The 26,071-nt window shown below is 66.3% G+C and carries 23 protein-coding genes and 2 tRNA genes; 8 read left to right on the forward strand and 17 right to left on the reverse strand.

The features are described 5' to 3' along the window. Nucleotides 1-126 precede the first annotated feature (126 nt). The 6 genes from rho to argS all read right to left on the reverse strand — a co-directional run bounded on the left by rho (nucleotide 127) and on the right by argS (nucleotide 9,181). Entirely contained in the window at nucleotides 127-2,274 is a 2,148-nt protein-coding gene (rho, locus tag NU1_RS36005) for a transcription termination factor Rho (RefSeq protein ID WP_067528675.1), read from the reverse strand. Between the two features lie 372 nt (nucleotides 2,275-2,646). After that, a complete protein-coding gene (thrB, locus tag NU1_RS36010) occupies nucleotides 2,647-3,618 on the reverse strand; it encodes a homoserine kinase (protein ID WP_067528677.1) in 972 nt (323 codons plus the stop codon). A 25-nt stretch (nucleotides 3,619-3,643) separates the two neighbouring features. Next, nucleotides 3,644-4,753: a threonine synthase gene (gene thrC, locus NU1_RS36015; RefSeq protein WP_067528679.1), complete on the reverse strand. Its 1,110-nt coding sequence runs from the start codon at nucleotides 4,751-4,753 to the stop codon at nucleotides 3,644-3,646. After that, on the reverse strand, nucleotides 4,750-6,105 hold the full coding sequence (locus NU1_RS36020; protein WP_067528680.1) for a homoserine dehydrogenase: 1,356 nt from the start codon (nucleotides 6,103-6,105) through the stop codon (nucleotides 4,750-4,752). The genes thrC and NU1_RS36020 overlap by 4 nt, the downstream gene beginning before the upstream one ends. After that, entirely contained in the window at nucleotides 6,102-7,523 is a 1,422-nt protein-coding gene (lysA, locus tag NU1_RS36025) for a diaminopimelate decarboxylase (protein ID WP_067528681.1), read from the reverse strand. Before lysA ends, NU1_RS36020 begins: the two co-directional genes overlap by 4 nt. Next, nucleotides 7,523-9,181, reverse strand: coding sequence for an arginine--tRNA ligase (gene argS / locus NU1_RS36030; RefSeq protein ID WP_067528682.1), 1,659 nt, complete (start codon nucleotides 9,179-9,181; stop codon nucleotides 7,523-7,525). The genes lysA and argS overlap by 1 nt, the downstream gene beginning before the upstream one ends. A 135-nt stretch (nucleotides 9,182-9,316) precedes the next feature. Between argS and NU1_RS36035 the strand changes: the two genes are divergently transcribed. The 3 genes from NU1_RS36035 to NU1_RS36045 all read left to right on the forward strand — a co-directional run bounded on the left by NU1_RS36035 (nucleotide 9,317) and on the right by NU1_RS36045 (nucleotide 11,220). Further along, nucleotides 9,317-10,261, forward strand: coding sequence for a thioredoxin-like domain-containing protein (locus NU1_RS36035; protein WP_067528684.1), 945 nt, complete (start codon nucleotides 9,317-9,319; stop codon nucleotides 10,259-10,261). Then, nucleotides 10,261-11,010 (forward strand): DUF305 domain-containing protein, encoded by a 750-nt coding sequence (locus NU1_RS36040; RefSeq protein WP_067528685.1) that lies wholly within the window; start codon nucleotides 10,261-10,263, stop codon nucleotides 11,008-11,010. Before NU1_RS36035 ends, NU1_RS36040 begins: the two co-directional genes overlap by 1 nt. Before the next feature lie 134 nt (nucleotides 11,011-11,144). Then, nucleotides 11,145-11,220 (forward strand) — tRNA-Arg (locus NU1_RS36045). A gap of 199 nt (nucleotides 11,221-11,419) precedes the next feature. Here the strand turns inward: NU1_RS36045 and NU1_RS43910 are convergent. After that, nucleotides 11,420-11,551: a hypothetical protein gene (locus NU1_RS43910; protein ID WP_281221288.1), complete on the reverse strand. Its 132-nt coding sequence runs from the start codon at nucleotides 11,549-11,551 to the stop codon at nucleotides 11,420-11,422. Nucleotides 11,552-11,823: 272 nt separating this feature from the next. Here NU1_RS43910 and NU1_RS36050 point away from each other — a divergent pair, with 272 nt between their 5' ends. Continuing rightward, the gene (locus NU1_RS36050; RefSeq protein ID WP_169815190.1) at nucleotides 11,824-13,113 is read left to right on the forward strand and encodes an alpha/beta hydrolase family protein; all 1,290 of its coding nucleotides are present in this window, start codon (nucleotides 11,824-11,826) and stop codon (nucleotides 13,111-13,113) included. A 230-nt stretch (nucleotides 13,114-13,343) separates the two neighbouring features. On the opposite strand, the gene NU1_RS36055 is transcribed toward NU1_RS36050, so the two are convergent. Further along, nucleotides 13,344-14,651, reverse strand: a complete 1,308-nt coding sequence (locus tag NU1_RS36055; protein ID WP_067528687.1) for a hypothetical protein — start codon at nucleotides 14,649-14,651, stop codon at nucleotides 13,344-13,346. Between the two features lie 194 nt (nucleotides 14,652-14,845). On the opposite strand from NU1_RS36055, the gene NU1_RS36060 reads away from it, so the two are divergent. Next, on the forward strand, nucleotides 14,846-15,031 hold the full coding sequence (locus tag NU1_RS36060) for a hypothetical protein (RefSeq protein ID WP_067528688.1): 186 nt from the start codon (nucleotides 14,846-14,848) through the stop codon (nucleotides 15,029-15,031). A 141-nt stretch (nucleotides 15,032-15,172) separates the two neighbouring features. Here NU1_RS36060 and NU1_RS36065 read toward each other — a convergent pair whose 3' ends face one another. Genes NU1_RS36065 through NU1_RS36080 form a run of 4 tightly spaced genes read right to left on the reverse strand, consistent with a single transcriptional unit; the run spans nucleotide 15,173 to nucleotide 19,236 of the window. After that, nucleotides 15,173-15,538: a prealbumin-like fold domain-containing protein gene (locus NU1_RS36065; protein WP_067528689.1), complete on the reverse strand. Its 366-nt coding sequence runs from the start codon at nucleotides 15,536-15,538 to the stop codon at nucleotides 15,173-15,175. A 19-nt stretch (nucleotides 15,539-15,557) separates the two neighbouring features. Next, nucleotides 15,558-16,667, reverse strand: a complete 1,110-nt coding sequence (locus NU1_RS36070) for an ABC transporter ATP-binding protein (RefSeq protein ID WP_084522129.1) — start codon at nucleotides 16,665-16,667, stop codon at nucleotides 15,558-15,560. Further along, entirely contained in the window at nucleotides 16,664-18,214 is a 1,551-nt protein-coding gene (locus tag NU1_RS36075; RefSeq protein WP_067528691.1) for an ABC transporter permease, read from the reverse strand. The genes NU1_RS36070 and NU1_RS36075 overlap by 4 nt, the downstream gene beginning before the upstream one ends. A 2-nt stretch (nucleotides 18,215-18,216) precedes the next feature. Further along, complete coding sequence (locus NU1_RS36080) at nucleotides 18,217-19,236, reverse strand: iron ABC transporter substrate-binding protein (protein ID WP_067528692.1); 1,020 nt, start codon at nucleotides 19,234-19,236, stop codon at nucleotides 18,217-18,219. Nucleotides 19,237-19,387: 151 nt separating this feature from the next. On the opposite strand from NU1_RS36080, the gene NU1_RS36085 reads away from it, so the two are divergent. Continuing rightward, complete coding sequence (locus NU1_RS36085) at nucleotides 19,388-19,912, forward strand: Rv0361 family membrane protein (RefSeq protein WP_067528694.1); 525 nt, start codon at nucleotides 19,388-19,390, stop codon at nucleotides 19,910-19,912. 80 nt (nucleotides 19,913-19,992) lie between these two features. On the opposite strand, the gene NU1_RS36090 is transcribed toward NU1_RS36085, so the two are convergent. After that, a tRNA-Cys gene (locus NU1_RS36090) sits at nucleotides 19,993-20,063 on the reverse strand. Between the two features lie 137 nt (nucleotides 20,064-20,200). Between NU1_RS36090 and NU1_RS36095 the strand changes: the two genes are divergently transcribed. Continuing rightward, nucleotides 20,201-20,743 (forward strand): MarR family winged helix-turn-helix transcriptional regulator, encoded by a 543-nt coding sequence (locus tag NU1_RS36095; protein ID WP_067528696.1) that lies wholly within the window; start codon nucleotides 20,201-20,203, stop codon nucleotides 20,741-20,743. Between the two features lie 75 nt (nucleotides 20,744-20,818). Continuing rightward, nucleotides 20,819-21,871 carry an Hsp70 family protein gene (locus NU1_RS36100; protein WP_067528698.1) on the forward strand — a complete coding sequence of 351 codons (1,053 nt, stop codon included), beginning with the start codon at nucleotides 20,819-20,821 and terminating at the stop codon, nucleotides 21,869-21,871. Between the two features lie 144 nt (nucleotides 21,872-22,015). Here the strand turns inward: NU1_RS36100 and NU1_RS36105 are convergent, their stop codons facing one another. From NU1_RS36105 to NU1_RS36120, 4 genes are all read right to left on the reverse strand, one after another. After that, nucleotides 22,016-22,792, reverse strand: coding sequence for an enoyl-CoA hydratase (locus NU1_RS36105; protein WP_067528700.1), 777 nt, complete (start codon nucleotides 22,790-22,792; stop codon nucleotides 22,016-22,018). Then, the gene (mmsB, locus tag NU1_RS36110) at nucleotides 22,789-23,706 is read right to left on the reverse strand and encodes a 3-hydroxyisobutyrate dehydrogenase (RefSeq protein ID WP_084522130.1); all 918 of its coding nucleotides are present in this window, start codon (nucleotides 23,704-23,706) and stop codon (nucleotides 22,789-22,791) included. The genes NU1_RS36105 and mmsB overlap by 4 nt, the downstream gene beginning before the upstream one ends. Beyond that, the gene (locus tag NU1_RS36115; RefSeq protein ID WP_067528702.1) at nucleotides 23,706-24,785 is read right to left on the reverse strand and encodes an enoyl-CoA hydratase/isomerase family protein; all 1,080 of its coding nucleotides are present in this window, start codon (nucleotides 24,783-24,785) and stop codon (nucleotides 23,706-23,708) included. The genes mmsB and NU1_RS36115 overlap by 1 nt, the downstream gene beginning before the upstream one ends. 146 nt (nucleotides 24,786-24,931) lie before the next feature. Then, entirely contained in the window at nucleotides 24,932-26,071 is a 1,140-nt protein-coding gene (locus NU1_RS36120; RefSeq protein ID WP_067528721.1) for an acyl-CoA dehydrogenase family protein, read from the reverse strand.

Genomic DNA, 26,071 nt, shown 5'->3' on the forward strand with positions numbered 1-26,071 from the left:
CGGTGAGTTACCCCGACACTTGCGAGATCAGTTGGCACGCTTCTATTCACTGCACAACGCAGCGAGGCGGCTCCGCCGTAGCGGAGCCGCCTCGCTGCTTTCGGCATTCGTGCCGAACTACCAGAGCTACTCGTCCATCGCACCTGGTGCGGTCTTGGAAACCGACATCAGGAACTCGGCGTTGCTCTTCGACTTCTTCAACCGGTCGATCAGCAGATCGATCGCCTGATGTGAGTCCAGGCCGGACAGCACGCGCCGCAGCTTGTGCAGTACCGCCGCCTCATCGGGCTGCATGAGCAGGTCGTCGCGGCGGGTGCCGGACGGGTTGACGTCGACCGCCGGGAAGACGCGGCGCTCGGCGATCTTGCGGTCGAGCTTGAGCTCGGCATTGCCGGTGCCCTTGAACTCTTCGAAGATCACCGTGTCACCGGTGGAACCGGTCTCCACCATCGCCGTGGCGATAATGGTCAGCGAGCCGCCGTTCTCGATATTGCGGGCCGCGCCGAGGAACCGCTTGGGCGGGTACAGCGCGGTGGAATCCACACCACCGGAGAGGATTCGACCCGACGCCGGGGACGAGTTGTTGTACGCACGACCCAGTCGAGTGATCGAGTCGAGCAGCACGACGACGTCCTGACCCATTTCCACCAGACGCTTGGCACGCTCGATGGCGAGCTCGGCGACCGAGGTGTGATCGCTCGGCGGACGGTCGAACGTCGAGGCGATGACCTCGCCGCGCACGGAGCGCTGCATATCGGTCACTTCCTCGGGACGCTCGTCCACCAGGACGACCATGAGGTAGCACTCGGGGTTGTTGACGGCGATCGCATTCGCGATGTCCTGCATGATCGTGGTCTTACCGGCCTTGGGCGGCGACACGATCAGCGCGCGCTGACCCTTACCGATCGGCATGATCAGATCGATCACGCGGGTCGTCAGCTTGTTCGGCTGGGTTTCCAGCCGCAGTCGCTGATTCGGGTACAGCGGGGTCAGCTTATTGAATTCCGGCCGACGCTTGGCGGATTCGATATCGGAACCATTGATGGAATCCAGTCGCACCAGCGGATCGAACTTCTGCCGCTGATTGCTCTGATCGCCATCCCGGGGCGCACGGACGGCGCCGGTGATGGCGTCACCGCGGCGCAGGCCGTTCTTGCGGACCAGGTTCATCGACACGTACACGTCGTTCGGTCCGGCCAGATAGCCGGAGGTGCGCACGAACGCGTAGTTGTCGAGCACATCGAGAATACCGGCGACGGGCTGCAGGACATCGTCCTCGCGGATCTCCATCTCGCGTGCCTCGCCCGTGCCGCTGGCGGTGCCACCATCGCGGTCGCGGCCACGACGACGCTCCCGGAACCGACGGCCACGACGGCCACGGCCCTCACCCTCGTCGTCGTCATCGCGACGATCATCGCGACGAGCGGTGCCGTTCTGCTGGCCACCGTTCTGCTGGTTGCGATCGCGGCCCTGGCGGTCACCGCCCTGATTGCGGTCACCACGCTCACTACGCTCACTACGGTCACCACGCTCGGAGCCCTGGTTGCGCTCACCAGCCTGCTGGTTGCGCTCACCGCCCTGGTTGCGGTCACGGCGACGCTCGCCCTCCGGCTCGGCCTTCGCCTCGCTCGCGGGCGCTTCGTTCGAAGTCCCTTCGGCCACTGCGCTGTTCGTGGCGGCAGCACGCTGCTCACGACCACGACGCTGGCGCCCACGACCACGCTGGCCCTCACGGCCACCGTCTTCGCCACTGTTCTCGTCGCGCTTCGACTCCCGCGCAGCGTCGGCGTTCACCGGCGCGGCATCGTTCTTCGGCGCGGCCTCATTCTCGGCCTTCGCGGCCTTGGCGGGGGCGTCGGCCTTGGCCGATCCGGACTCCCCACCGGTCGGCGCGGCATCCGCACCCTTGCTGGCCACGGCGTCGGTGGTCCCCGGCTCCGCCGTAGCGGCTCCGGTCGACTCCGCTTCCGCGGCCTTGGCCTTCTCACCCCGGCCCTTGGCAGGCTTCCCCGCAGCGGCGGCCTTGGCCCCGCCGGACTGGTTCTCCTTGATGGCGGCGATGAGATCACCCTTGCGCATTCCGGAGGTACCTCGGATTCCGAGTTCTCCTGCAAGCGCGCGCAACTGCGGCAACAACATTCCAGTCAGCCCCGATCGTGCGACGTCGGTATGTTCACTCATCTTCGAAATCTGTCCGGAGTCACTTTCGCGCTCGCCCGAGGAAACCGAATTGCTTTCCACCCCGGGTGTCGCGAGCAGGTCCGTATCTGTCACGGAAATCCTTTCCTTCCCTCGACTGCCGTGTGCCTGTTCGAGGGTTTCTCCTGCAATCCGGTCGTATGCCGGACTCGGATGCCGTACCGACTGCCCCGCCGGATCGATAGGTTCTGACCTGCGTGGTTTTCGCCACCGACTACTGGGCTTCGCCACCGACTGCAAAAGGTGGGAGAGATCATTCCAGTTGACTGGCTACCCCCAAGTTCGAAGCTCGAAAAGCCTCGAGCCTGAGCAAGGAGCCTCTGGAGCGATTGCCCTGATGAAGCACCGGCGTCTGACGCGCACGATGTACGGACGTGCTCAGGATAGCTCCCGCCAATCACATGGGCAAGGCAGGCACGCTGTCAATCCGGCAATACGGATATTCGTTCAGTCCACCAGGACGCCGTCGGCGATACCGGGCTCGACCACCCGCATACCGTCCGCGGCCGCGAGTTCCCGCAGTTCCGCGGGGAATTCGCCGGTACCCAGCGCCAATACCGTGGGCCCCGCGCCCGATACGGTGGCCGCGATTCCGGCCGCACGCAGCAGTTCGATCCATTTGGTGGTCAGCGGCAGCGCCGACGCCCGATAGCCCTGATGTAGCCGGTCGGCGGTGGCGGGCAGCAGCAGGTCGGGACGCTGCGTCAAGGCCACTACCGCCAGCGCGGCACGGCTGGCATTGAAGGCGGCGTCCGCGTGCGGCACCGTGTCGGGCAGCAATCCGCGGGTGTGCGCGGTGGACGAGCGCTCGGTGGGAATCAGAACCACCGGACGCAACGACTCGTGCGCGGTCAATCGAACGGCACGGTAGTCACGGGTGTGGTGGACACCCACCCCGTTTCCGACCGCACCCACCGCGAGATCGGCCGGCCGGTCGGTTTCGGTCCACGACACCACGATTCCACCCAGCACACTGGCCGCGGCATTGTCGGGATGTCCCTCGAATTCCGAAGCCAGTTGCACCAGAACGTCATCGCCGAAGCCGAGCTCCGCATCGAATTTGGCGGCCAGACCACGCCCCGCGGCCAAACCGCCCACCACCGCCGAGGCCGAGGATCCCAATCCGCGTGAATGTGGAATCACATTGCGGCACACCACATCCAGACCGTCCGCCCAGAGGCCCGCGAACTCCAGTCCACGTTCGATGGCGCGCACCACCAGATGCGTTGGGCCCCAGGGCACATCGTCGGCCCCCTCACCCTCCACCCGGATGCTCAGACCGGAACCGGTGGTACGCACTGTGATCTCGTCGTAGAGCCCGAGAGCGATGCCGAGGGAGTCGAATCCCGGACCCAGATTGGCGCTGGACGCCGGGACCCGCACCGTGACGGTGAGATCAGCGGGGAGGGTCCTGGTCATTACTTGACCTTCGCGCGAGCTCAAGTCAGGCCAACTCGAGTGCGTGGGCCACCGCGATCGGGTCGACCGCGATCGGCTTGACCTCCGGCATACCCGCGAGGGCATTGTCGGGATCCTTGAGTCCATTACCGGTCACCGTGCAGACGACGGTGAGCCCGGAATCGAGCCAGCCTTCCTTGCGGGCGGCGAGCAGACCGGCGACCGAGGCGGCGGAGGCGGGCTCCACGAAAACACCCTCGGTGGCCGCGACCAGGCGGTACGCGGCGAGGATCTCCTCGTCGGTGGCCGCACGGAACGCGCCGCCGGACTCCTCCTTGGCGGCCATCGCGGCATTCCACGAAGCGGGCGCACCGATGCGAATGGCGGTCGCGACGGTCTCCGGGTTCTTGACCGGAGCGCCATTGACCAGCGGCGCGGCACCCGCGGCCTGCACACCCAGCATGCGCGGGCGCGAGGTGGAGGTGCCGTCGGCATAGTACTCGCCGTAGCCCTTCCAGTACGCGGTGATATTTCCGGCATTGCCGACCGGCAGCACATGCACGTCGGGGGCCTTGCCCAGAGCATCCACGATTTCGAAGGCCGCCGTCTTCTGCCCCTCGATCCGCGCCGGGTTGACCGAGTTCACCAGGCCGACCTCGGGGAATTCGGCGGTGACCTTGCGAGCCAGTTCGAGGCAGTCGTCGAAATTGCCCTCGACCTGAATAATCTTGGCGCCCAACATGACCGCCTGCGCCAGCTTGCCCATGGCGATCTTGCCCTGCGGGATGAGCACCGCGCAGTGCAGGCCGGCCCGGGTGGCGTAGGCGGCGGCCGAAGCCGAGGTGTTGCCGGTGGACGCGCACAGCACGGCCGTCTTGCCGGAGTACTTGGCGTCGGTCATGGCCATGGTCATGCCGCGGTCCTTGAAGGAACCGGTGGGGTTGGCACCCTCGACCTTGAGGTAGACCTCACAGCCGGTCAGCTCCGACAGGTGATGCGCGGCCACCAGCGGGGTGCCGCCCTCGAACAGGGTGACCGGCTCCCAATCAGCGGGCACGGGAAGACGATCCCGGTACGCGGTGATCAAACCGGGCCACGGGGTAGCCGGGCTGAATTCGCGGCCCGCCGCGGCGGCGCTCCGCGCAGTCGTACTCATTCCTCGGTGCCTTCCAATCTCAGAACGCTGGTCACGGATGTGACGGAGTCCAGTTCGGCCAACGCGGCCACGGTATCGGCCAGGGCCGATTCCTGTGCGTGGTGGGTCACCACGACCAGGCGTGCGCCCACGTCGTCGTGACCTTCCTGGCGGACCGTCGAAATGCTGACGCCGTGTTTGGCGAATTCGCCCGCCACCGCTTCCAACACGCCCGCGCGGTCGGCAACCTGCAGATTCACGTGGTAGCGGGTCGGTGTCTCCCCGATCGACGCGATCGGCAGCTCAGCATAAACCGATTCGCCCGGCGCGCGGCCACCGTAGAACTTGTTGCGCGCCGCCATGACCAGATCGCCCATGACCGCCGAGGCGGTCGGCGCGCCGCCCGCACCCTGGCCGTAGAACATCAGGCGGCCGGCGTTCTCGGCCTCCACGACCACGGCGTTGTACGCCTCGTTGACCGCGGCGAGGGGATGCTTGCGCGGGATGAGCGCCGGATAGACGCGCACCGAGATGCTCTCCTTACCGCCCTCCTCCGGCCCCTCGGTGACGCGCTCGCAGATGGCGAGCAGCTTCACGGTGCAGCCGACGGCGGCGGCGGTTTCCAGATCCTCCGACGTGATCTTGGAGATACCCTCGCGGTAGACATCGGCGGAGGTGACGCGGGTGTGGAATGCCACAGACGCGAGAATCGCGGCCTTGGCGGCGGCATCGTAGCCCTCGACATCGGCGGTCGGATCGGCCTCGGCGTAGCCCAGGCGGGTCGCCTCGGCGAGTACGTCGTGGTAGTCCGCGCCGGTCTCGGCCATGGCGGAGAGGATGAAGTTGGTGGTGCCGTTGACGATTCCCACCACCTTGTTCACCCGGTCGCCGGACAGCGACTGGATGAGCGGGCGGACAACCGGAATGGCACCGGCGACAGCGGCCTCGAAATACAGGTCCGCACGGTTGTTTTCGGCCGAGGCCGCCAATTCGCCGGTGTAGACGGCGAGCAGCGCCTTATTGGCGGTGACAACCGATTTGCCCGCGTCGAGCGCGGCCTTGATCAGCCCGCGGGCCGGTTCGATACCGCCCATCAGCTCGATCACGATGTCGACATCGGCACGGGCGACCAGGGATTCGGAATCGGTGGTCAGCAGCTCGGCCGGCAGACCACGGTCCTTGTCGAGGTTGCGCACGGACACACCGCGCAGCACGACGGGAGCGCCGACGCGGTTGCGCAGGTCCTCGGCGTGGTCGCGCAGAATGCGCACGACCTCCGCACCGACGGTGCCCATGCCGAGCACGGCGACCCCGATCGGACGATCCACTCCCCACACGCCACTCTTAGCAGCGTTGTTCGCGACCTCATTCATGCCTTCACCTCCAAGCTCAGTAGGTCCTCCACAGTTTCGCGGCGGAGGATCAAACGCGCCTTACCGTCTCGCACCGCGACCACAGCAGGCCTGGTGAGCATGTTGTAGCGGCTCGACATCGAATAGCAGTACGCGCCGGTAGCTGCCACCGCGACCAGGTCGCCGGGGCCGACATCGGCCGGGAGCCAGGTATCACGGATGACGATATCCCCGCTCTCGCAGTGCTTTCCGACCACACGCGCAACCACGGCACCGGCGTCGCTGGTACGTGATACCAATCGGCAGTCGTACTCCGCCTGATACAGCGCGGGTCGGATGTTGTCGCTCATACCGCCGTCGACGGAGACGTAGCGGCGGCGGTTTCCACCGTCGAGGGTGACATCCTTGGTGGTGCCGACTTCGTAGAGGGTGACGGTGCCCGGACCCGCGATGGCGCGCCCCGGCTCCACCGCGATAATCGGCTTCGGCAGACCGGCGTGCGCCGCCTCCTCGGTGACAATGTGGTCCAGCTTGGTGGCGAACTCGTCCAGCGGCGGCGGATCGTCGTGCGGCAGGTACGAAATACCCAGGCCGCCACCGAGATCCAGGATCTTGATCTGCGCGGCACGCTCGGCGCCGAACTTGTCGACTGCCTCGCGCAGCACGCCGAGCATGCGCCGGGTCGAGATCTCGAAGCCGTCGATATCGAAGATCTGCGAGCCGATATGGCTGTGCAGACCCACCATTCGCAGATTCGGCGACTCGAAGACGCGAGCAATCGCTTGGATGGCATCGCCGCTGGCAATGGAGAAGCCGAACTTCTGATCCTCGTGCGCGGTCGAAATGTATTCATGCGTATGGGCTTCCACGCCGACGGTGACTCGAACGAGGACGTCCTGCACCTTGCCCGCGCTATTGGCCACAGCCTCCAGGCGTTCGATCTCGATGAGCGAGTCGAGTACGACATGGCCGACACCGCTGGCCACGGCGGCCTCCAGCTCGGCCAGCGATTTATTGTTGCCGTGCAAGGCGATTCGCTCGGCCGGGAAACCAGCGTTGAGCGCCACGGCGAGCTCACCGCCGGAGCAGACGTCCAGAGACAGTCCCTCGTCACGGATCCAGCGGGCGATCTCACCGCACAGGAAGGCCTTGGAGGCGTAGTGCACCTTCGCACCTGGGCCGAAGGCGCTGACCATATCCCGGCAGCGGGAACGGAAGTCGTCCTCGTCGATGACGAACAGCGGGGTGCCGAATTCGGCGGCCAGCTCGTGTACCGGCACGCCCGCGAGGCGCACCACGCCCTCGGCATCGCGGGTGGCGTTGCGCGGCCATACATTCGCGGGCAGGTCGATCAGCTGCTGCGGATCACTCGGGCGCTCCGGCAGATTCGGGGCGTGCGGGATATCCGCGTGGCGAGGTCCGGCGGGATGTGCACTCATTACATACGCTCCGGGGCAGAGACGCCTAGCAGGCCGAGGCCATTGGCGAGAACTTGACGGGTTGCCTTGACCAGCTCGAGGCGAGCGGCGTTCAGCGGGGAGACGGGCTCATCGCCCAGTGGGAGGACCCGCATCTCCTTATCGGACTGGAAGGGGTGATAGACACCGGCCAGATCTTCGAGGTAGCGGACGATGCGATGCGGTTCGCGCAGTTCGGCGGCGGCCGCGACCACGCGCGGGTATTCCCCCAGCGTGCGAATGAGTTCGCCCTCGCGATCGGAGACCATCAGACCCAGATCCGGTGTCGCCGAATCGAATCCGAGATCTGCCGCGTTCTTCATGATGGCGCAGGTGCGGGCATGCGCGTACTGCACGTAGTAGACCGGGTTGACGCTGTCCTGCTTGGTCCACAGGTCGATATCGATATCGATGCTGGAGTTCACCGAGGACCGCACGAGCGAGTAGCGGGACGCGTCCACGCCGATGGCCTCGACCAGGTCGTCGAGGGTGATCACGGTGCCCGCGCGCTTCGACATCTTCACGGCGGCACCGTCTTTGACGAGGTTCACCATCTGGCCGATGAGCACCTCGACGGAGTTCGGGTCGTCGCCGAACGCCGCGGCGGCGGCCTTCAGACGCCCGATGTACCCGTGGTGGTCGGCACCGAGCATGTAGATGCACAGATCGAAGCCACGCGAGCGCTTGTTCTGGAAGTACGCGATATCGCCGCCGATGTAGGCCGAGGTGCCATCGCTCTTGATGACCACGCGGTCCTTGTCATCGCCGTACTCGGTGGAGGCGATCCACCACGCGCCGTCCTTCTCGTACAGGTTCCCGGACGACTTCAGGGTTTCGAGGGCCTTGTCCACCGCGCCGGAGGCGAAGAGCGAGCTCTCGTTGAAGTACACGTCGAAGTCGGTGCCGAAGTCGTGCAGCGTCTGCTTGATATGCGCGAACATGAGCTCGACGCCGTCACGGCGGAAGATCTCGTGCCGCTGCGCCTCGGCCAGTTCCAGCACGCCCGGATTCGCCTTCACGACATTGGCGGCGATCTCGCCGATGTAGGCGCCCGCGTAGCCGTCCTCCGGCGTCGGCTGTCCGAGCGCGGCCGCGACGAGAGATTTCGCATAGCGGTCGATCTGCGCGCCATTGTCGTTGAAGTAGTACTCGCGGGTCACGTCCGCGCCCTGGGAGACGAGAATCCGGCCCAGTGCGTCACCGACGGCGGCCCAGCGGGTACCGCCGAGGTGGATCGGTCCAGTGGGGTTGGCCGAGACGAATTCCAGGTTGATCTTGGTTCCGGTGAGGGTGGCGGCGGTACCGAAGTTCTCCCCCGCGTCCAGGATCTTGGTAATGATCACGCCCTGGGCGGACTTGGCCAGGCGAATATTCAGGAAGCCCGGGCCCGCGACCTCGGCGACATCAATACCTTCGGTGGCCGACAGCGCTTCGGCCAGCCAATTCGCGAAATCGCGCGGATTGAATCCCGCCTTCTTCCCTACCTGCATGGCCACATTCGTGGCATAGTCACCATGCTCAGGGTTGCGGGGGCGCTCCACCTTGACCTCGTCGGGCAGGACCGAAGGGTCGGATCCGTGTTCGACAAGTACCTTCGCAGCGGTCGCGCGAAGGAGATCTGCAAGGTCAGCTGGAGTCACGAGTCACTATCCTATGGTCTGAGCAGGTGTACGCCGCGCGCGGGCACCTCACGGGCAGGCGCCCAGCAAACGACGCGGCATCGCGGATGCCGCCTCGTGTGATTGTCCGATACGTCGAAAAGAGCACAACAAGCGATGCCGAGCGGAACCAGTGCCAAGTCGGCCAAAGCCATCAAGGCGGCGAGCAAGTCCTCCCCGTCGCTGCGCAAGGGCGGCGGTAAGGGCAGCAAGCTGCCCAAGCGCCACATTCCGTGGGCGACCATCGGTGCCGTCGTGGTGGTGGTCGCGCTCATCGGCGCACTCGCCGCGTATCTGGTACCGAAGTACCACGCGAAGGAAGAGCTGAAGAACCCGTCCGCGTATATCGACGGTGTGGTCAAGAAGGAGTATCCGGCCGGTCAGCACGTGCCCGCGACGCAGCGGGTGGCCTACGACCAGACCCCGGCGTTCGGTGGTCCGCACGACAGTTCGTGGGCGGCCTGCACCGGTGTGGTGTACGAGAAGGCCATTCGCACCGAGAGTGCCGTGCATTCGCTCGAGCATGGCGCCGTATGGGTGACCTACAACCCCGACAGCGCGGACGCGGCCGCCATCGAGACCTTGAAGAAGAAGGTCGAGAACCAGCCGTACACGCTCATGTCGCCGTATCCGGGCCTGGATTCGCCCATCTCGCTGCAGGCCTGGGGCCATCAGCTGAAGGTGGACAAGGCCGATGACGCCCGGGTGGACCGGTTCATCAAGGATCTGCGCCTGAACGAGAACACCTACCCGGAGGTGGGCGCCAGCTGCTCCAACCCGACCTTCGATCCGGTCAATCCCCCGCCGTTCGACCCGAGCGCGCCCGGCCCGGACGCGGTGGGCATGGACGGTAAGGGCGCGAGCCAGGGTTCGACCACCGATCCCACCGAACTCGGTGGCGGACTGTCCGGCATTCCGGGTCTGGAGGGCATCCCCGGCCTCGAGGGTCTGGAGGGTCTGGAGGGTCTGTCCGGCCTGCCGGACGGCGTCCAGAACATCCCGGCGCCGACCGATGCCCCCGCGCCGGAGCAGCCGGCCGACCAGCCCGCACCGGGCCAGTGATGCCGCCGCTCGTGCCCGGCGACGACGCCGATGATTCGGGTTCGGAGCATCCGGCTGCGGAGAATCCGGCCGCGGCAGCCCCCGCACGCCCGAGCCAGCGGACCGCGCTGCTGATACTGGGTGTGATCGGCGTTCTGCTGATCGGTTTCGCCCTCGGCGTCTTCGTGCGAATTCCCTTGGACGGCCGGTCCGATCCAGCGCCGAGCGCGGTGGATATCGGGTTCAGCCAGGATATGTCGGTGCACCACACCCAGGCCGTGGAGATGTCAGCGGTGGCGCTCAGCAATTCCACCGATCCCGCGGTGAAGGGCCTCGCCTACGACATTCTCACCACCCAGCAGAATCAGGCCGGGCGGATGCAGGCATGGCTCCAGCTGTGGGATGAACCGCTCCTGCCGAGCGGTGGCTACATGGGCTGGATTACCGGTACCGAGGGTTCGAGCCATCACGGTGGCGGTCAGAACGAGCAGCACACCGGCCCGGTTCCGGCCATGCCCGGTATGGCCACGCAGGCCGAGCTGAACAAGCTGCGTGAGGCCACCGGCCCCGCGCTCGATGTGATGTTCCTGCAACTCATGCTGCGCCACCACCAGGGCGGTATGGCCATGATCGAGTTCGCCGCCGACCGCGCCGAAACCAATGGGGTGCGCGCCCTCGCCGCGAGCATGGTGAAAACCCAGCAGGGCGAGGCCGAGTTGATCGCGCAAATGCTCACCGACCGAGGCGCTTCCGCCCTGCCGATGAACTGACCAGGCGTTTCACTGGTACGACCAGCGTGGACCGGGTGCCCAAACACCCGGTCCACGCCAGTTTTTGGCCTGCGGCGAGCAATGCGATACGCTTTCCCCGCCCGAGCGGATCACCCGCCCGGACTCATATCCCCGCCTTCGTAGCTCAGGGGATAGAGCGCTTGCCTCCGGAGCAAGAGGTCGCAGGTTCGAATCCTGCCGAGGGCACCACGATCAAGGCCCGGACCGTGAATCACGGTCCGGGCCTTGGTCTTATCTACGACTGTCTGATCGACGAGCGTCACTCGGCCGATCCAAGCGAATCGAGTAGTCGCCGAGCGGGCGTATGGCCCTCGACGTTCTCGCGTTGCGAGGGGGCGGTTTCGCGAAGGCTTCGTCGGCGCACCCGTGCACGGGCCATGAGCGCGCCCTACGCCTGACCGATCTCTGCCCGCGTAACGAGCGCCTGCTCGAGTCGGGTCACCGTCATCCGAGTGGTGCGCCAGCGGTGAGCCTTGACGACGGTCTGCGCGGCGCACAGCCAGACCCTGTGCGTTGGCACACTCCATCCACTGTGGCGTCGCAGCTCGCGACCGTCGGGCTCGACGATAACGGCAATTCTCCACGCTCGAATCGGCCTTGCGGGGTGCAGCCGAACCCGACGGCTCCATCCTGCTGTTCAGGAGGGGCCCGGCCAATTATCGAGTAGACCAGCGGCACAGCATGATTCAGCCATGGCGCGGGCCCCTGACGGACGCTTCGCGGCAGCGTCGATCCGGGGCACGCCCGGCTTGTCAGCGCAAAAACGGGCGTCCTGGGCGGTATGTTCACGTCATGTCCGGCACCGAGATCGACTTCGCGGCGCGAGCGCCGATAGCTCGTCGACGCGGGTGGCGGACGCTGGCCATGGCGGTCGTCGTAGCGGCCGCGAGCGTGCTGAATATATCCACCGGCATCCTGAATACGTCCACGGCTGCCGCGCACGCCGTGAACGGCTTCGACCCCGCCGCCTTCTACAGCGCGCCCGACGATCAACTGGCCGGACCGCACGGATCGGTGATCCATATGCGGCCGGTGGACGGCGAACCCGGCATCCCGGGTGCACGGAACTATCTGGTGCTGTATCGATCCGTGGATATGCGGGGCAGCACGGTAGCCGTGTCGGGCCTGGTGTCGGTACCCGACAGCACACCGCCACCCGGCGGCTGGCCACTCATCTCCTGGGCGCACGGCACCACCGGCGTGGCCGATCACTGCGCGCCGACCCGCGACACCTCCGCCGACTATCCGGCGCACGACTACACCGCACTGGTCCGTCAGGTGCACGCGCGGTGGGTACGGGCCGGATACGCGGTGGCGCAGACCGACTACCAGGGGCTGGGTACACCCGGACCGCACGGCTATCTGATCGGTACGGCCGAACAGCGCGCGGTTACCGATATGGCCCTGGCGGCACGGCAGATCGACGCCGAGATCGGTCCCCGATGGGTGGCCGTGGGCCATTCACAGGGTGGACAGGCCGCGGTATTCGCCAATGCGCAGGCGTCGGCCTGGGCCCCGGAACTGCGATTGCTCGGGGCGGTCGCGCTGGCACCCGCCTCACATCAGGCCGTCGGCGTGCAGGCGTCACAGCTGGCCAGCACGGTCGGGGCGGCACAGACACTGGGACCACTCACCGGCGGTGCGACATCCTTCCTGCCCCTGATGATCCGCGGCGCGCAGACCGTCGCCGATATCGACCCGGGCAGCTTCCTCACCGAACGCGCCAATTCCATGCTGCCGCTCGCGGATACGGGATGCATCGGCCAACTGCGCGATAAGGACGAGTGGGGTGGACTACCCGCCGACGAGGTGTTCAGCCGTACCGGGGATGTTTCGGCTCTGGCCCGGGTGCTCGCCGAAAACGACCCCAGCGCACTGACTTTCAAACAACCACTGCTGGTATTGCAGGGCAGGACCGATACCACTGTGCCCGCGCTCGCCACCGAGCTCATGGTGGCACAGCAGCGGGCCGCTGGACTTCCGGTCGAATACCGCGGCTATGCCGACGCGGACCATCGCGGTGTATTGGAAGCCTCCTACGCCGACGCACTGGGCTGGGTGGACGCGCGATTCGGCCGATAGAGGTTGCCGCACAACAATTCTCCCGCCGCCCCGCATGAACCATTCCGCCATCCCGGCGCGCACTCTCCCACCACCCCGGCATGCTTTTGGCCGGGATCCACCGCTGCGGGGGTGTGGATTCCGGCCAAAAGCACGCCGGAATGACGAAGGCGACGAGGCGGCGACAGGGAGGAGGCGGCGCGGCGGCGACCTCGTGACGACCTCGGGGCGGCGATCTCGCGACCTCGTTCCTAGGTGGTCGTGCTTGTCGGCTCTTGGACGCGTTCGGGCCGCAGCGCCCGCAGGGCCCACAATCCGATCGCGCATCCCGCGGTTATCGCGAGTGCCGCCCAGGCGGGGGCCGACGAGAGATAGCTGCTGGGATCTCGGAACCACTGCGGCGAGTACGCCACCCGCCCGAAACTGTTGCCCCGCAACCCCACTACAACGCACGGCACCACCAGCACCGTGATCGCGAGTACCGAACTCGGCACCGCACGCGGAGTCACCGCGCCGAAACAGTAGCCGATAACGGCCGAGACCGCGACAACGCCGACGACCGCGACCACCGCGTCGACATGCCCACTGGTCGTGGTGGCCGCGGCGAAGAGCGCGAGCCCGGCGGAAGCCGCCAACCCGGCCCACGGCGTCGGCCAGCGCCGACCGAGCCACAGCCCCGCGGCGACCACGACGATCGGGATCGGCATACTCCAGTCCGGGCGCGGCACGGCCACGATGGCACTGCCCGCATTCGCCACGGCGACCGCCAGCAGCACCAGTGTCCCGTCGCGGCCGGGCAGCAGCAGCGCCGCCACGCTGACCACAATCGTCGTAATGACAACCACCCCGGCGATATTGGGGACGGTGACGGCGTGTCGGGCGATCCACTCGGCGGCGAATGAGGTGGAGGTGATCACCAGCAGCCCCGCCGCGATCGGGCCGAGCGGAAGGTCCGCTGTCTCGGACCGCAACGGCACCGACTCACGCCGGTGTGCGGCGGTCGCGAGAGCGATGGATACCACCGCGAGCAGGACCAACCACAGCGGCGGCGTATCGCCGGAGGCCCATTCGATGAGGGAGCTGCCTATGTCCTCGGCAGCGGGTAGGGAGGTGAGATCACCGAAGACAATGCTGGCGAGCGCCCCGGCGAGATACGCCAGAGCGGATGCCGGCTTGCGCAGCGCCGCCACGGCCAGCGCGCCCAGCAGGGTGCCGCTGAAGATGGCGTCGATGTAGTTGACGGTGGTCAGCGTGCCCGTCGCCACCGCATCCCGATCCCAGAGGTGATCGGTCAGCAGCAGCGCCGCACTGCCCAATGCGGTGATCCAGGCGGCGCGGACGCCCAGGACGACCGCCAGCGCCGCGGTCACCACCGCGAGTACCGCACCGGCCGCGGCGGCGCGCGGCACGTTCATTACCAGCAGGTCCATCTGGAGCGCCGGCCCCTGGCCGGTCCGGACGACATCGATCGGGGCCATCAGTAACAAGCCGGCGAGCGCGGCACCGGAGAACGCGGCCACCACTTCGATCGCACGCTGGTATCGACGCAGGTCCGGCATCGAGATCGTTCTCACCGGATGTGCCAACGCGAACCTCGCGCCCACCTCATTACCTACCCATCGGTGATCCGACGCCTATCGCGGTACAACGAGCCAACCGTGTCCGAACCCGCCGAAATTACTGTTGCCGGGGAATTGCTCTCCCCGAGTCTAGTCAGCATCGGACGGTCAGTTCTGTCGCCTATCGATGGATTATGGGTAACAAGATGGCCGTCGAGAACGGTCTAGCCCTCGGTCACACCCGTGACCCCGACAGAAAGGGGCGACCCATGGTTTCGCCGATCTCCGTGCCGAACAATCCGATCGAGGCCCTGCTCCGGCTCATCTCCACCCTGATGTGCGGCATCTCCTCGGGTGGCAGCTGCGCGGTCATCCAGTAACCGGCACGGAAAGTCCGCGAGTGGATAGTTCACTTGCAGGGAAGGCTGCGGTGCGGAAATTCCGCAGCACAACGTAATCCGCAATACGGGAAAGTGCCCGTGGGCAGGCGGGCACACCCCCGTATCGAACGAACTCCGCGCCTACGCGCAGCGGAAGGTGTAATTCGCGGTCTGGATCATGCCCGGAATGACCGCGACCTGCTGGGTCGGTTCACCCGCCAGGGTGCAGCCCGCGGGCGGGGCCGTGAGCGTCACCCGGTAGCAGCCGGGCGAGGCGTTGTAGATGCCCACGCCATCCGCGCCGGTGGTCACCGTGGCCAAGAACGTACCCGCGCAATCGGCCACATCGGCGGTGACATCGGCGATCGGGAACAGCTCGGCGCCATGGGCGGCGCTGACCCGTAGCCAGTTGTCACCGGGTCCCTCCGCGGCGGCGGAGGCGGGGATCAAAGCCGCACCCAGCAACGGCATAGTGGCCAGGGCGGTGACAATCAGCGTGTTGCGCAAGGGAACTCCTCGTAGTTCTTCACCGCGTCAGTAGCGGCGCCTCCGCAGAGCTTGCCACAGGCCGTCCGGCGGCAGCGCTTTGTTCGGAGTCGAAAGCGACTGCCGCGCCGAGGACTTCGAGATCCACCCGGTCCCCCGCCACGGGCGCGCCGACACTGACGCGGCGGACCTGAATGGGATCGGACATACCGTCGAGCACGATGGTGAGCATGACATCCGCGCCCCGGAATTCGACGCCGCGCACGGTACCGGTGCCGGGTTCGCCCTGGGCCGCGATATGAGCCACCAACTGTTCCGGACGGACCATGATCCGCACCGCGGCGGCGGGCGCACCGGCCTGCACCGGGACACGACCGAGCGCGCACGCCGCCACGCCGGATTCCACCACGCCGTCGAGAAGTACACAGTCTCCGAGGAATTGAGCCGTGAACAGGTCGGCGGGGGCGGCATACACCTGTTCCGGCGAGCCGACCTGGGTGAAACGGCCGGTGCACATCACCGCGACCTGATCAGCGAAGGACAGCGCCTCCTCCTGGTCGTGGGTGACCAGAATGCTGGTCATTCCCGCGGCGCGCAGGGTATCGGCCACCGCCTGGCGGGTGGCGGCGCGCAGGCCGGTGTCAAGGGCGCTGAACGGTTCATCGAGCAGCATTATCTCGGGTTTGCGGGCCATTGCCCGGGCGAGTGCTACGCGCTGCTGCTGGCCACCGGAGAGCTCATGCGGGCGGCGGACGGCGTAGCCGGCGCCCAGCGACACCATCTCCAGAAGTTCAGCGATCCGGTCCTGGTGACGACGGCGTCCGGCCAGACCGCCATTGAGGCCGTAGGCGATGTTCTGGCCGACCGTCAGATGAGGGAAAAGCGCGCCGTCCTGGGCGACGTAGCCGATATTGCGGCGATTCGGAGGCATGGAGAACCCCTCGCGGACAACGGTTTCGGCGCCGACGGCCACTGATCCGGCATCGGGGGTCTCGAATCCGGCGATAACGCGCAGCAGGGTGGTCTTACCGCAGCCGGAGGAGCCGACCACGGCGGTGGAACTACCGTCCGGGACCTCCAGGGAGATGCCGTCGAGCACCTGTGTCCGACCGAAGGTCTTCGAAATCTGGGAGACGACAAGACGACTCATACTCCGGCCGCCTTCCTGGATTGAGTGAACAGCAGATAGGTGACCGGCACCGAAGTAATGATCATGATGAGCGCGTACGGGGCGGCGGCCGCGTAGTCGAGTTCGCTCGATAGCGACCAGAACCGCATGGCCAGCGTACGGGTGCCGTTGGGGGCCAAGAGGAGAGTGGCCGTGAGTTCGGTGGCCACCGCCACGAACACCAGTGCGCCCGAGGTCGCGGCGGCCGGGGCGGTGAGCCGCAGGGTGACGCGGAAGAAGGTGGCGGGGCCGGATTTACCTAGTGCGCGCGACACCTCCTCGAGTCCGATGGGGACCTGCGCGAGCCCGGCACGCACACTCACCAGCGCGCGCGGCAGGAACATGAGGGTGTAGGCGGCCAGTACCGTGAATGCCGTCTGATAGACGCCCGGAAACCAGCGAATCGTCACCGTCACCATGGCCAGGGCGATGACAATGCCGGGTAATGAACTGGTGATGTAGTTGGCGCCCTCGACCATTCGCGCGAAGGTGGTGTCCGAGCGCACCGCGACCCAGGCGACCGGAAAGGCACACAGGGTCGTGATCAGCGCGGCGGTAATCGCCAAACCTAGGGTCTGCCCCAGGGATTCGCCGATATCGGCCCAATCCCAGATCGTCGAACCGCCCCGGAGCAGCCACCGCAGAATGGTCCACAGCGGTACCCCCAGGGCCGCGACCACGGCCGCGGCCAGAAGTGTGCAGACCGGAACCGTATTCGCCCCCAGGCGGATCCGGGTGACCGCGCGGGGCGCACCGCTGCCGATGCGCGCGTAGCGGGCATTCCCGCGCGCCGCCGCCTCGCCCGCCAGCAACACCAGGCAGCACACCACCAGCACGCTCGCCAGACCGCTCGCGGCGGGTCCGGCGAAACTCGATTGGTACTGCTCGAAGATGGCGGTGGTGAAGGTGGAGAACCTGATCATCGCGAACGCGCCGTACTCGGCGAGCAGGTGCAGCGCGATGAGCAGGCCACCGCCCAGAATCGCCAATCGCAACTGCGGCAGCACGATTCGGAAGAACACCGCCACCTGCCCGGAGCCCAGCGCCCGCGCGGATTCCTCCACCGCCGGATCGAGACGGCGCAGGGTGGCGGCGGCGGGCAGATACACCAGCGGGAAGTACGACATGGTGGCGATGAGTACGGCCGCCCCCAGCCCGTGCAGTGCCGGGAAAGCGCTCACCCACCCGTAACTGTTCACGAAGGCGGGCACCGCCAGCGGGGCGACGAAGACCGGCCCCCACCAAGCCGCCCCGGGCACATCGGTACGTTCCACAATCCAGGCCAGCCCGATACCGGCGACCACGCAAATCGGCACCGTGAGCACCACTAAACTCACGGTATTGCGCAACAATTCGCCGACACGGGGCCGGAAGATCAGATCCGCGGTGTCGTGCAGACCGGTGGCGAACAGGTTGGACACGATATAGCCGAGCGGCACGAAGGTCGCCGCCACCAGCAGCAGGGCGGCCCCCGTGACGAACGGGCCGGGGCGGCCGGCCCGAGTGGCTACAGCGGTCCGCAGCGCCATGGCTAGAGCAGGCCCGCCTCGGTCATGAGCTCGTTGACCTTCTCGGCATTCAGCTTGCTCGGATCGACCTTCGGAGCCTCGAGCGAATCCAGGGGCGGCAGTGCGGGATTCGCGGAAACGCCGCTGGCGACCGGGTACTCCATGGAATTGCCGTCCCGCAGTACTTCCTGACCGGCCTGGGAGACGATGAACGCGATGAAGCGCTGCGCCTGCTCCTGCTTCTTACTCGAAGCCAGCACTCCGCCACCGGAAATGGAGACGAAGGCACCCGGATCCTGCTTCTTGAAGTAGTGCAGCGCGGTATTGCCGCTGTTCTCCTTGGTCTTGGCCTGATCGCGGTACCAGTAGTAGTGGTAGATGACACCGCCGTCGAACTGTCCCGCATTCACGCCCTTCATGGTCGTGACATTGTTCTGGGACGCGATCGCGTTGTCCTTCATACCTTTCAGCCAGGCACGGGTGACGTCCTCACCCTTCAGTTCCAGCAGTCCGGCGACAATGGCCTGGAAGTCCGCGCCGGAAACTCCTGCGCTCCAACGGCCCTTCCACTGCGGATTCTGCAGGTCGAGCAGCGAGGCGGGGACCTCTTCGGCGGGCAGGTCGGCGGTGTTGTAGACGAAAACGGTTGAGCGCGCCGCGACACCGGTCCACTTGCCGGTGGAGGGGCGGAACTGCTCGGGAACCTGGTCGAGGGCCTGCGGGTCGAGATCGGCGAAGAGCCCGGCGTTTTCGACCAGCGCCATGGCCGGGGAGTTCTCGGTGAGGAAGACATCGGCGGGCGACGCACCGCCCTCGGCGACGAGCTGGTTACCCAGGTCGGTGTCACCGCCCTGGCGCAGGTTCACCTTGATGCCGGTTTCCCTGGTGAACGCCTCGGCCCACTCCTTGGTGAGCGATTCGTGCTGGGCGTTGTACACCAGAATCTCGTTATCGTCGGTGGACGAACTCGAGCAGGCCGTAGCTGCCAGCAGGGTGATCGCCGCGATCGCGCCGGATACGAGTTTCCATCGGGCTGCCGTCATGACTGTCCTTTCGCCACGCTGCACCTCTGACCTGAGGTTTGGCTAACCAACGTACCGTCTCATACGGCGGCCGGGGCCCGCACCCCGTCGAATCGACACCGATTTGCCGTAGTCTGCGAATGTTCCGTGGTGATCGATCGACAGGACCGTGATGAGCCTTCCGCCCGGCGGACAAACGTACAGCCCACCGGAATCCGATCAGCGAACAGATAGCAAACAGGCTCCCGATTTCCCCCGGTCCCGACGTGCCGGATTGATCGCCGGATCGGTTGTCATCGTGGTCGTGATCGCCGGTGTGGTCGGCGGGATCGCCCTGCGCAGCGGCGACCCGGCGCCTTCGGACACACAGCGGATCGATACCGCCATTCGCGATTTCTACGACGCACTGAATGCCGGTGGACCCGCGCAGGCGGTGACCACGGCCTGTGCCCAGGACCGCATCGATTTCGAGGCGATCCCCGCCGACCAGCGAACTGCCATGGACCGCAACCGATTCACGGTGAGCATCGACGCTGTCGAGGACATCGCCATTACCGGCGACCGCGCCACCGCCACCGTGCGCGGCAGTATGGCTCCCACCGCGAGTCCGCAAGCCGCGCAGGCCAGTAATGCCCAGCAGCACCTCCGCGAAGAGGATGGGGCTTGGAAGGTGTGCTCGGCCGACGAGTTGCGGTAGCGGCTACCTGACGAAAAGTTCGAGCCCCCGCGGATTTCTCCACGGGGGCTCGAATACCGGTATGTATATCCGGCTCTCGGAGCGAGCGGCGGGAATCGAACCCGCGTATACGGTTTTGCAGACCGCTACCTGGCCACTCGGTCACGCCCGCCTCGCAATCGATGGTGCCGGGTGCACGAGCTCCGGTCCAGGGTTGCGATCACGGTGATCGGAAGGGTGTCGGCTCGGAAGCGAACGGTTGGTTCCCGGGTGCGGGTGGATCGGCGAGGGACATGGAATGATCGGGGCATGTCTCGACCACGCCCCCTGCCACTCGATCCGATCGAGGAGGCGCATCGTCAGTGGGTCGAGCACGGGTGGGGCGAGGTCGCCGACGGCATGGCGGCGGTGACATCGTTGGTCCGGGCGCAACAGATCGTCATGGCTCGGGTGGATGAGGCGTTGAAGCCATCGGGGTTGACGTTTTCGCGGTACGAGCTACTGATGCTGCTCGGTTTCAGCAAAACGGGTGCACTGCCGATGGCCATGGCGAGTGCGCGCTTACAGGTACACCCGACGTCGGTGACCAATACCGTCGATCGGCTGGAAGCGGCCGATCTGGTGAAGCGGGTGCCGCACCCCAGCGACCGACGGGCGACCCTGATTGAAATCACCGATGCCGGAAGGCAACTCGTTGCCGAGGCGACGACCGCGCTGAACCGGCAGGTGTTCGCGCAGCCAGGTTTGTCGCCGGAACGTTTACAGCAGTTGCTGGAGTTGCTGACGGAATTCCGACGCGCCGCGGGTGACTTCGACACCGGCGACACACCGACGCGATGGTCCGGGCAGTAACCGTCCAGCATCCGGATAGCCACTTTCCTGCGTCATTGTCTTGGCATCGAGCGGGAAAAGGTTCACCATTGACCCATGGTGCTGGTCCTCGGCGTATCGGCGGGTGCCGCTGGCGCACGCGCGATGCTGACCCATTCCGACCAGCCCCACCTCCCCCCGATCGACCGCTGCCAGGTGCCGCGCCGCACCGGCGGCGGTGTGGATGAGTCGGTCTTCGAGGCCATTCGCCTGATGCGCAAATCCGCCGCCCGGCGCGATGAGTTCATTACCGGTATCGCCGCCACCTGCCGGTGCTCCTCGCATGCGGAGTCGGTGCGCACGACGGCCGGACGCAATCGACTCACCGTTATCGATGAGCCGGTGGCGCAGCTGCGGTACCTACGATTCACCGGACGCCTCCCCGCCGACGGCTCGATGCTGCTCTACGACCTGGGCGCGTCCGGACTGACCCTGACGCAGATCGACTGCCGTACCGACGCCATTCTGGCCACCAAACGCAGTACGGTGCTCGGCGGCGACGGCCATGACGCACTGCTGCGCTGGCTGCTGGCCCGTGGCGGGGTGGGTGTGGATCTGCCGACCAGCCGCCGATACAAGGAGGCGCTGGGCACCGATCGGGTGATTACCGTCTGCGACCCGATCTCGGGCCGCCGGGCCGTGATTACCCGCAGCGATTTCGCCGATCTGGTCGAAGCCGGAATCCACCATTCGGCCTCGTTCGTCCGTCAGATGGTCGATGAGACGGGCATACACCCGACCGCCATGGCCCTTCTCGGTGGTTGCACCCGCACCCCCAGCATTCGCGACGAACTGGCCCAACAACTGGACATACCACTCATCTACGACCCGGAACCAGAATTCGTCTCCGCACGCGGCGCGGTCCTGCTGTCCGCCGAACGCCCCTCCGCCCGCCGCGTGCGCAGTGTCCGTTTCGCCCCGATCAAATCGCTCCGCACATCCGACGAACCGGTATCCCGCCGCAAACTGGTAGCGGCCCTGGCCGTCACCGCCACCCTCGGCGGCACCATCGCGGGCGTCCTCGCGGTGGACCGCACCCCCGAAGAAGGCGGCACCGGAACCCCCGCCAGCCCGGTCGAAGTGGTGGAACCCCCCAAGGTCGGCGGCTGACCGGTTTCAGCATCCCCGGCCGCACGGCCACTCCCCATCGTGCCCCAGCACCTTCAATGACGGGCACGCGATCACCGTACCCACTCCCCGTCGTGCCCCCGTTGCGTCAGCAACGGGGGCACGAGATCACAGAGTGTGAAATCCCTACTTGTTCGTGAAGTCCGCCGGGCGCTTCTCGACGAAGGCGTTCATGCCTTCCTTCTGATCCTCGGTCGCGAACAGCGAGTGGAAGACGCGGCGCTCGAAACGCAGGCCCTCACCGAGGGTGGTTTCGAAGGAGCGATTGACGGCTTCCTTGGCGATCATGGCCGACGGCAGCGACATGGCGGCGATGGTGTCGGCCACCTCGAGGGCGGTCGAGACCAGGTCGGCGGCGGGGACGATGCGCGAGACCAGGCCCGCGCGCTCGGCCTCTTCGGCGTCCATATTGCGGCCGGTGAGGATGAGGTCCATGGCCTTGGCCTTGCCGACGGCGCGGGTGAGGCGCTGCGAGCCGCCCATGCCCGGGATGACACCGAGTTTGATTTCCGGCTGACCGAATTTGGCGGTATCGGCCGCCAGCAGGATGTCGCACATCATGGCCAGTTCGCAGCCGCCGCCGAGGGCGTAGCCCGCGACCGCGGCAATGAGGGGCTTGCGGAAGGCGGTGAGGCGGTCCCATCCGGCGAAGTGGTCGGTGAGGAACATGTCCATATAGGACTTGCTCTGCATCTCCTTGATATCCGCGCCCGCCGCGAAGGCGCGCTCGGATCCGGTGAGCACGACCGCGCCGATCTCATTGTCGTGCTCGAGTTCGTCGAGCGCGGCGGAGATATCGGTGAGCACCTGCGAGTTCAGCGCATTGAGGGCCTTCGGCCGGTTGAGCGTGATGAGGGCGACGCGCCCCTTACGCTCCAGCAGAATGGTCTCGAAGTCACTCACGCGTTTTCTCCTCCGGATCGCTTGCGAATATCGGTCACGATAGCGGAGAAATCCTTGCCCGCTTCGTCCTGGTTGAAGCGGTTGTAGATCTCCGCGGCGAGCAGACCGATCTGTCCATCCACCCCATTGGCCTGCAAGGCATTCGCCGCCAGACCCAGGTCCTTGTGCATCAGCCCGGTCGCGAATCCCGGCTGGTAGTCATTGTTCGCCGGGCTGGTCGGTACCGGACCGGGAACCGGACAGTACGAGGTAAGCGCCCAGGACTGGCCGGAGGCCGTCGACACCACATCGAAGAACTTCTCGTGGCTCAGCCCCAATTTCTCCCCGAGCACGAAGGCCTCCGACAGACCGATCATGGAGATACCCAGGATCATGTTGTTGCAGATCTTGGCGGCCTGGCCCACACCCGCACCACCGCAGTGCACCACCTTGCCGCCCATCACGTCCAGCAGCGGCAGGGCATCGGCGAAGTCCGCCGCCGCGCCACCCACCATGAAGGTGAGGGTGCCGGCGGTCGCACCCGCCACACCACCGGAGACGGGGGCGTCCACGGCCCGATGTCCAGCTGCCGCAGCCCGTTCCGCCGCCTCCTTGGCGTCGGCGACATCGATGGTGGAACAGTCGATGAACAGGGTGCCGGGCTTCGCGGCCGCGAGGGCGTCGGCGTAGACATCGAGCACAATGCGGCCGATGGGCAGCATGGTGATGACGATATCCGCCTCGGCCGCAGCCCAACTCGCGGTATCGACGACGGTCGCACCGTCGCGGCGGGCCTGCTCCTGTGCGGCGGGCACCGGATCGAAGGCGAGGACCTCATATCCGGCTTTCACCAGATTGGCGGCCATGGGTCCGCCCATATGGCCGAGACCGAGGAAGCCGACCTTCTTGGCGGCCGAAGCGTTTTCAGTACTCACTACTGCTCCTTCGGAGCGTTCAGCCCCAGTTCCTTGTCGCCGAGTTCGGCGAAGTAGGCATCCACATCGGCCGTGGTGACATCGGCGAGCGTCGCCGGGGACCACTGCGGATTGCGATCCTTGTCGATGACCTGGGCGCGAATGCCCTCCACCAGGTCGTGGGTGCACAGCGAGGCCACCGACACGCGGTACTCCTCGTTGAGCACTTCTTCGAGGCTCGCGGCCCGGCGCGCATTGCGCAGCGAGCGCAGTGTGACCTTCAGTGCCACCGGCGATTTCGACAGCACATCCTGGGCGGCCTTGGCGGCCTCGGGCGCATCGAGGTCCTGCAATCGCGCCACGATCTCCTCGACCGTATCGGCGCTGTAACAGGCGTCGATCCATTCCTGCTGTGCCTCGAGGTCGGATGCCGGGGCTGCCTGGGCGAATTTGGCGATGGCGACCTCGGCGTCAGCGGTGCGCAATGCCTCCAACAGGGCTGGGAGCTGCTCGGAAGGTACGTAGTAGTCGGCGAATCCGGCCGCGATGGCATCACCGGCGCTCATCCGCGCGGTGGTCAGCGCGATATGGGTGCCGATCTCGCCGGGTGCGCGCGAGAGCAGGTAGGTGCCGCCCACATCGGGAATGAAGCCGATACCGGTCTCCGGCATCCCGACCTTGGACCGTTCGGTCACGATGCGATGGCTGGCGTGGCCGGAAAGGCCGACGCCGCCGCCCATCACGATGCCGTCCATCACCGCGACGTACGGCTTCGGATAGCTGCCGATGAGCGCATTGAGAATGTACTCGTCGCGCCAGAACTTGCCGCTGGGCGAATCGGCCTGTGCCGAATTCCCCTCGGCGACCGCGTTCTTCGCATCAGTGTGGATGGCGACGATATCGCCGCCCGCGCACAGTCCGCGCTCCCCCGCGCCGGTGAGCACCACGGTGCGCACCTCGTCGTCGGTGGCCCAGGCACGCAGTGCGTCCAGAATTGCCAGCGCCATCGGATGATTCAGCGCATTGATGGCCTTCGGCCGGTTCAGCGTGATCAGGCCGAGCCCATCACGCTTCTCGATGATCACCTCGGGTTCAGTCATGCTGTGTCCTTTCTGGCGTGACCGGGAGCTCTCCGTGGTTACGCAGGCTGCCGCCTCCGAGCCCTGACCGTTCACGCCGTGTCCTTTCTGGCGTGAACGGGAGCTCTCCGTGGTTACGCAGGCTGCCGCCTCCGAGCCCTGACCGTTCACGCCGCTCCTACCACCGAGCGGGCGACGACAACCCGCATGATTTCGTTCGTACCTTCGAGAATCTGGTGCACCCGCAGATCGCGGACGATCTTCTCGACTCCGTATTCAGCCAGATAGCCGTAGCCGCCGTGCAATTGCAGGGCCTTGTTCGCCACCTCGAATCCGGCGTCGGTGGTGAAGCGCTTGGCCATGGCGCACAGCTCCACCTTGTCGTCGGCATCGGCGTCGAGGGCGGCGGCGGCCCGCCACAGCAGCGTGCGGGCGGCTTCCAGGGAGGTGCGCATATCGGCGAGTTCGAATTGCAGGGCTGGATTGTCCAGCAGCCGCGCTCCGAAGGCCTTGCGCTGCGCCAGATATGCGACGGACTTGTCGAGCGCGGACTGTCCACCGCCCAGCGAGCAGGCGGCGATATTGAGCCGTCCGCCATTGAGCCCGTTCATGGCGATGCGGAACCCATTGCCCTCGGCGCCGAGCAGGTTGGCGGCGGGTACCCGGGCATTGTCGAGAATGACCTGGCGGGTGGGCTGTGCGTTCCAGCCCATCTTCTTCTCATTGGCTCCGAAGGAGATGCCCGGAGTGTCGGCCGGGACGATGAAGGCGGAGATGCCCCGCGCTCCGGCATCACCGGTGCGGGCCATGACCACGTAGACATCGGTACTGCCCGCACCGGAGATGAACTGCTTGACGCCGGTGAGCAGGTAGTCTTCACCGTCGCGGACGGCCTTGGTGGACAGGCCCGCGGCATCGGAGCCGACACCCGGTTCGGTGAGCGCGTAGCTGCCCAGCAGATCCATGGACGTCAGGCCCGGCAACCACCGATTGCGTTGTGCCTCATCGCCATAGCTGTCGATCATCCACGCGACCATATTGTGGATGGAGATATAGGCGGCGATGGCCGGGCAGCCGGTGGACAGCTGCTCGAAGATGCGCACCGCATCCAACCGCCGCAGCCCCGAGCCACCCACATCCTCGCGAATGTAGATGCCGCCCATACCGAGTGATCCGGCCTTGCGCACCACATCGATCGGAAAGTGCTTCTGCTCATCCCATTCCAGTGCGTTGGGGGCGAGCAGCTCGTCGGCAAAGGAGCGGGCGGTCTCCACGATCGCCTTTTCGTCGTCGTCGAGTGCGAACAT

It is taken from the genome of Nocardia uniformis NBRC 13702, assembly GCF_001613345.1.
Lineage (GTDB): Bacteria > Actinomycetota > Actinomycetes > Mycobacteriales > Mycobacteriaceae > Nocardia > Nocardia uniformis.

Excerpts from the sequence above, each read along its gene's own strand:
- thrB (WP_067528677.1), bottom strand. The coding sequence starts at position 3,618 with ATGACCAGGACCCTCCCCGCTGATCTCACCGTCACGGTGCGGGTCCCG.
- thrC (WP_067528679.1), bottom strand. The coding sequence starts at position 4,753 with ATGAGTACGACTGCGCGGAGCGCCGCCGCGGCGGGCCGCGAATTCAGC.
- NU1_RS36020 (WP_067528680.1), bottom strand. The coding sequence starts at position 6,105 with ATGAATGAGGTCGCGAACAACGCTGCTAAGAGTGGCGTGTGGGGAGTG.
- lysA (WP_067528681.1), bottom strand. The coding sequence starts at position 7,523 with ATGAGTGCACATCCCGCCGGACCTCGCCACGCGGATATCCCGCACGCC.
- NU1_RS36035 (WP_067528684.1), top strand. The coding sequence starts at position 9,317 with ATGCCGAGCGGAACCAGTGCCAAGTCGGCCAAAGCCATCAAGGCGGCG.
- NU1_RS36040 (WP_067528685.1), top strand. The coding sequence starts at position 10,261 with ATGCCGCCGCTCGTGCCCGGCGACGACGCCGATGATTCGGGTTCGGAG.
- NU1_RS36050 (WP_169815190.1), top strand. The coding sequence starts at position 11,824 with ATGTCCGGCACCGAGATCGACTTCGCGGCGCGAGCGCCGATAGCTCGT.
- NU1_RS36055 (WP_067528687.1), bottom strand. The coding sequence starts at position 14,651 with ATGCCGGACCTGCGTCGATACCAGCGTGCGATCGAAGTGGTGGCCGCG.
- NU1_RS36060 (WP_067528688.1), top strand. The coding sequence starts at position 14,846 with ATGGGTAACAAGATGGCCGTCGAGAACGGTCTAGCCCTCGGTCACACC.
- NU1_RS36070 (WP_084522129.1), bottom strand. The coding sequence starts at position 16,667 with ATGAGTCGTCTTGTCGTCTCCCAGATTTCGAAGACCTTCGGTCGGACA.
- NU1_RS36075 (WP_067528691.1), bottom strand. The coding sequence starts at position 18,214 with ATGGCGCTGCGGACCGCTGTAGCCACTCGGGCCGGCCGCCCCGGCCCG.
- NU1_RS36080 (WP_067528692.1), bottom strand. The coding sequence starts at position 19,236 with ATGACGGCAGCCCGATGGAAACTCGTATCCGGCGCGATCGCGGCGATC.
- NU1_RS36085 (WP_067528694.1), top strand. The coding sequence starts at position 19,388 with ATGAGCCTTCCGCCCGGCGGACAAACGTACAGCCCACCGGAATCCGAT.
- NU1_RS36095 (WP_067528696.1), top strand. The coding sequence starts at position 20,201 with ATGTCTCGACCACGCCCCCTGCCACTCGATCCGATCGAGGAGGCGCAT.
- NU1_RS36100 (WP_067528698.1), top strand. The coding sequence starts at position 20,819 with ATGGTGCTGGTCCTCGGCGTATCGGCGGGTGCCGCTGGCGCACGCGCG.
- NU1_RS36115 (WP_067528702.1), bottom strand. The coding sequence starts at position 24,785 with ATGACTGAACCCGAGGTGATCATCGAGAAGCGTGATGGGCTCGGCCTG.
- NU1_RS36120 (WP_067528721.1), bottom strand. The coding sequence starts at position 26,071 with ATGTTCGCACTCGACGACGACGAAAAGGCGATCGTGGAGACCGCCCGC.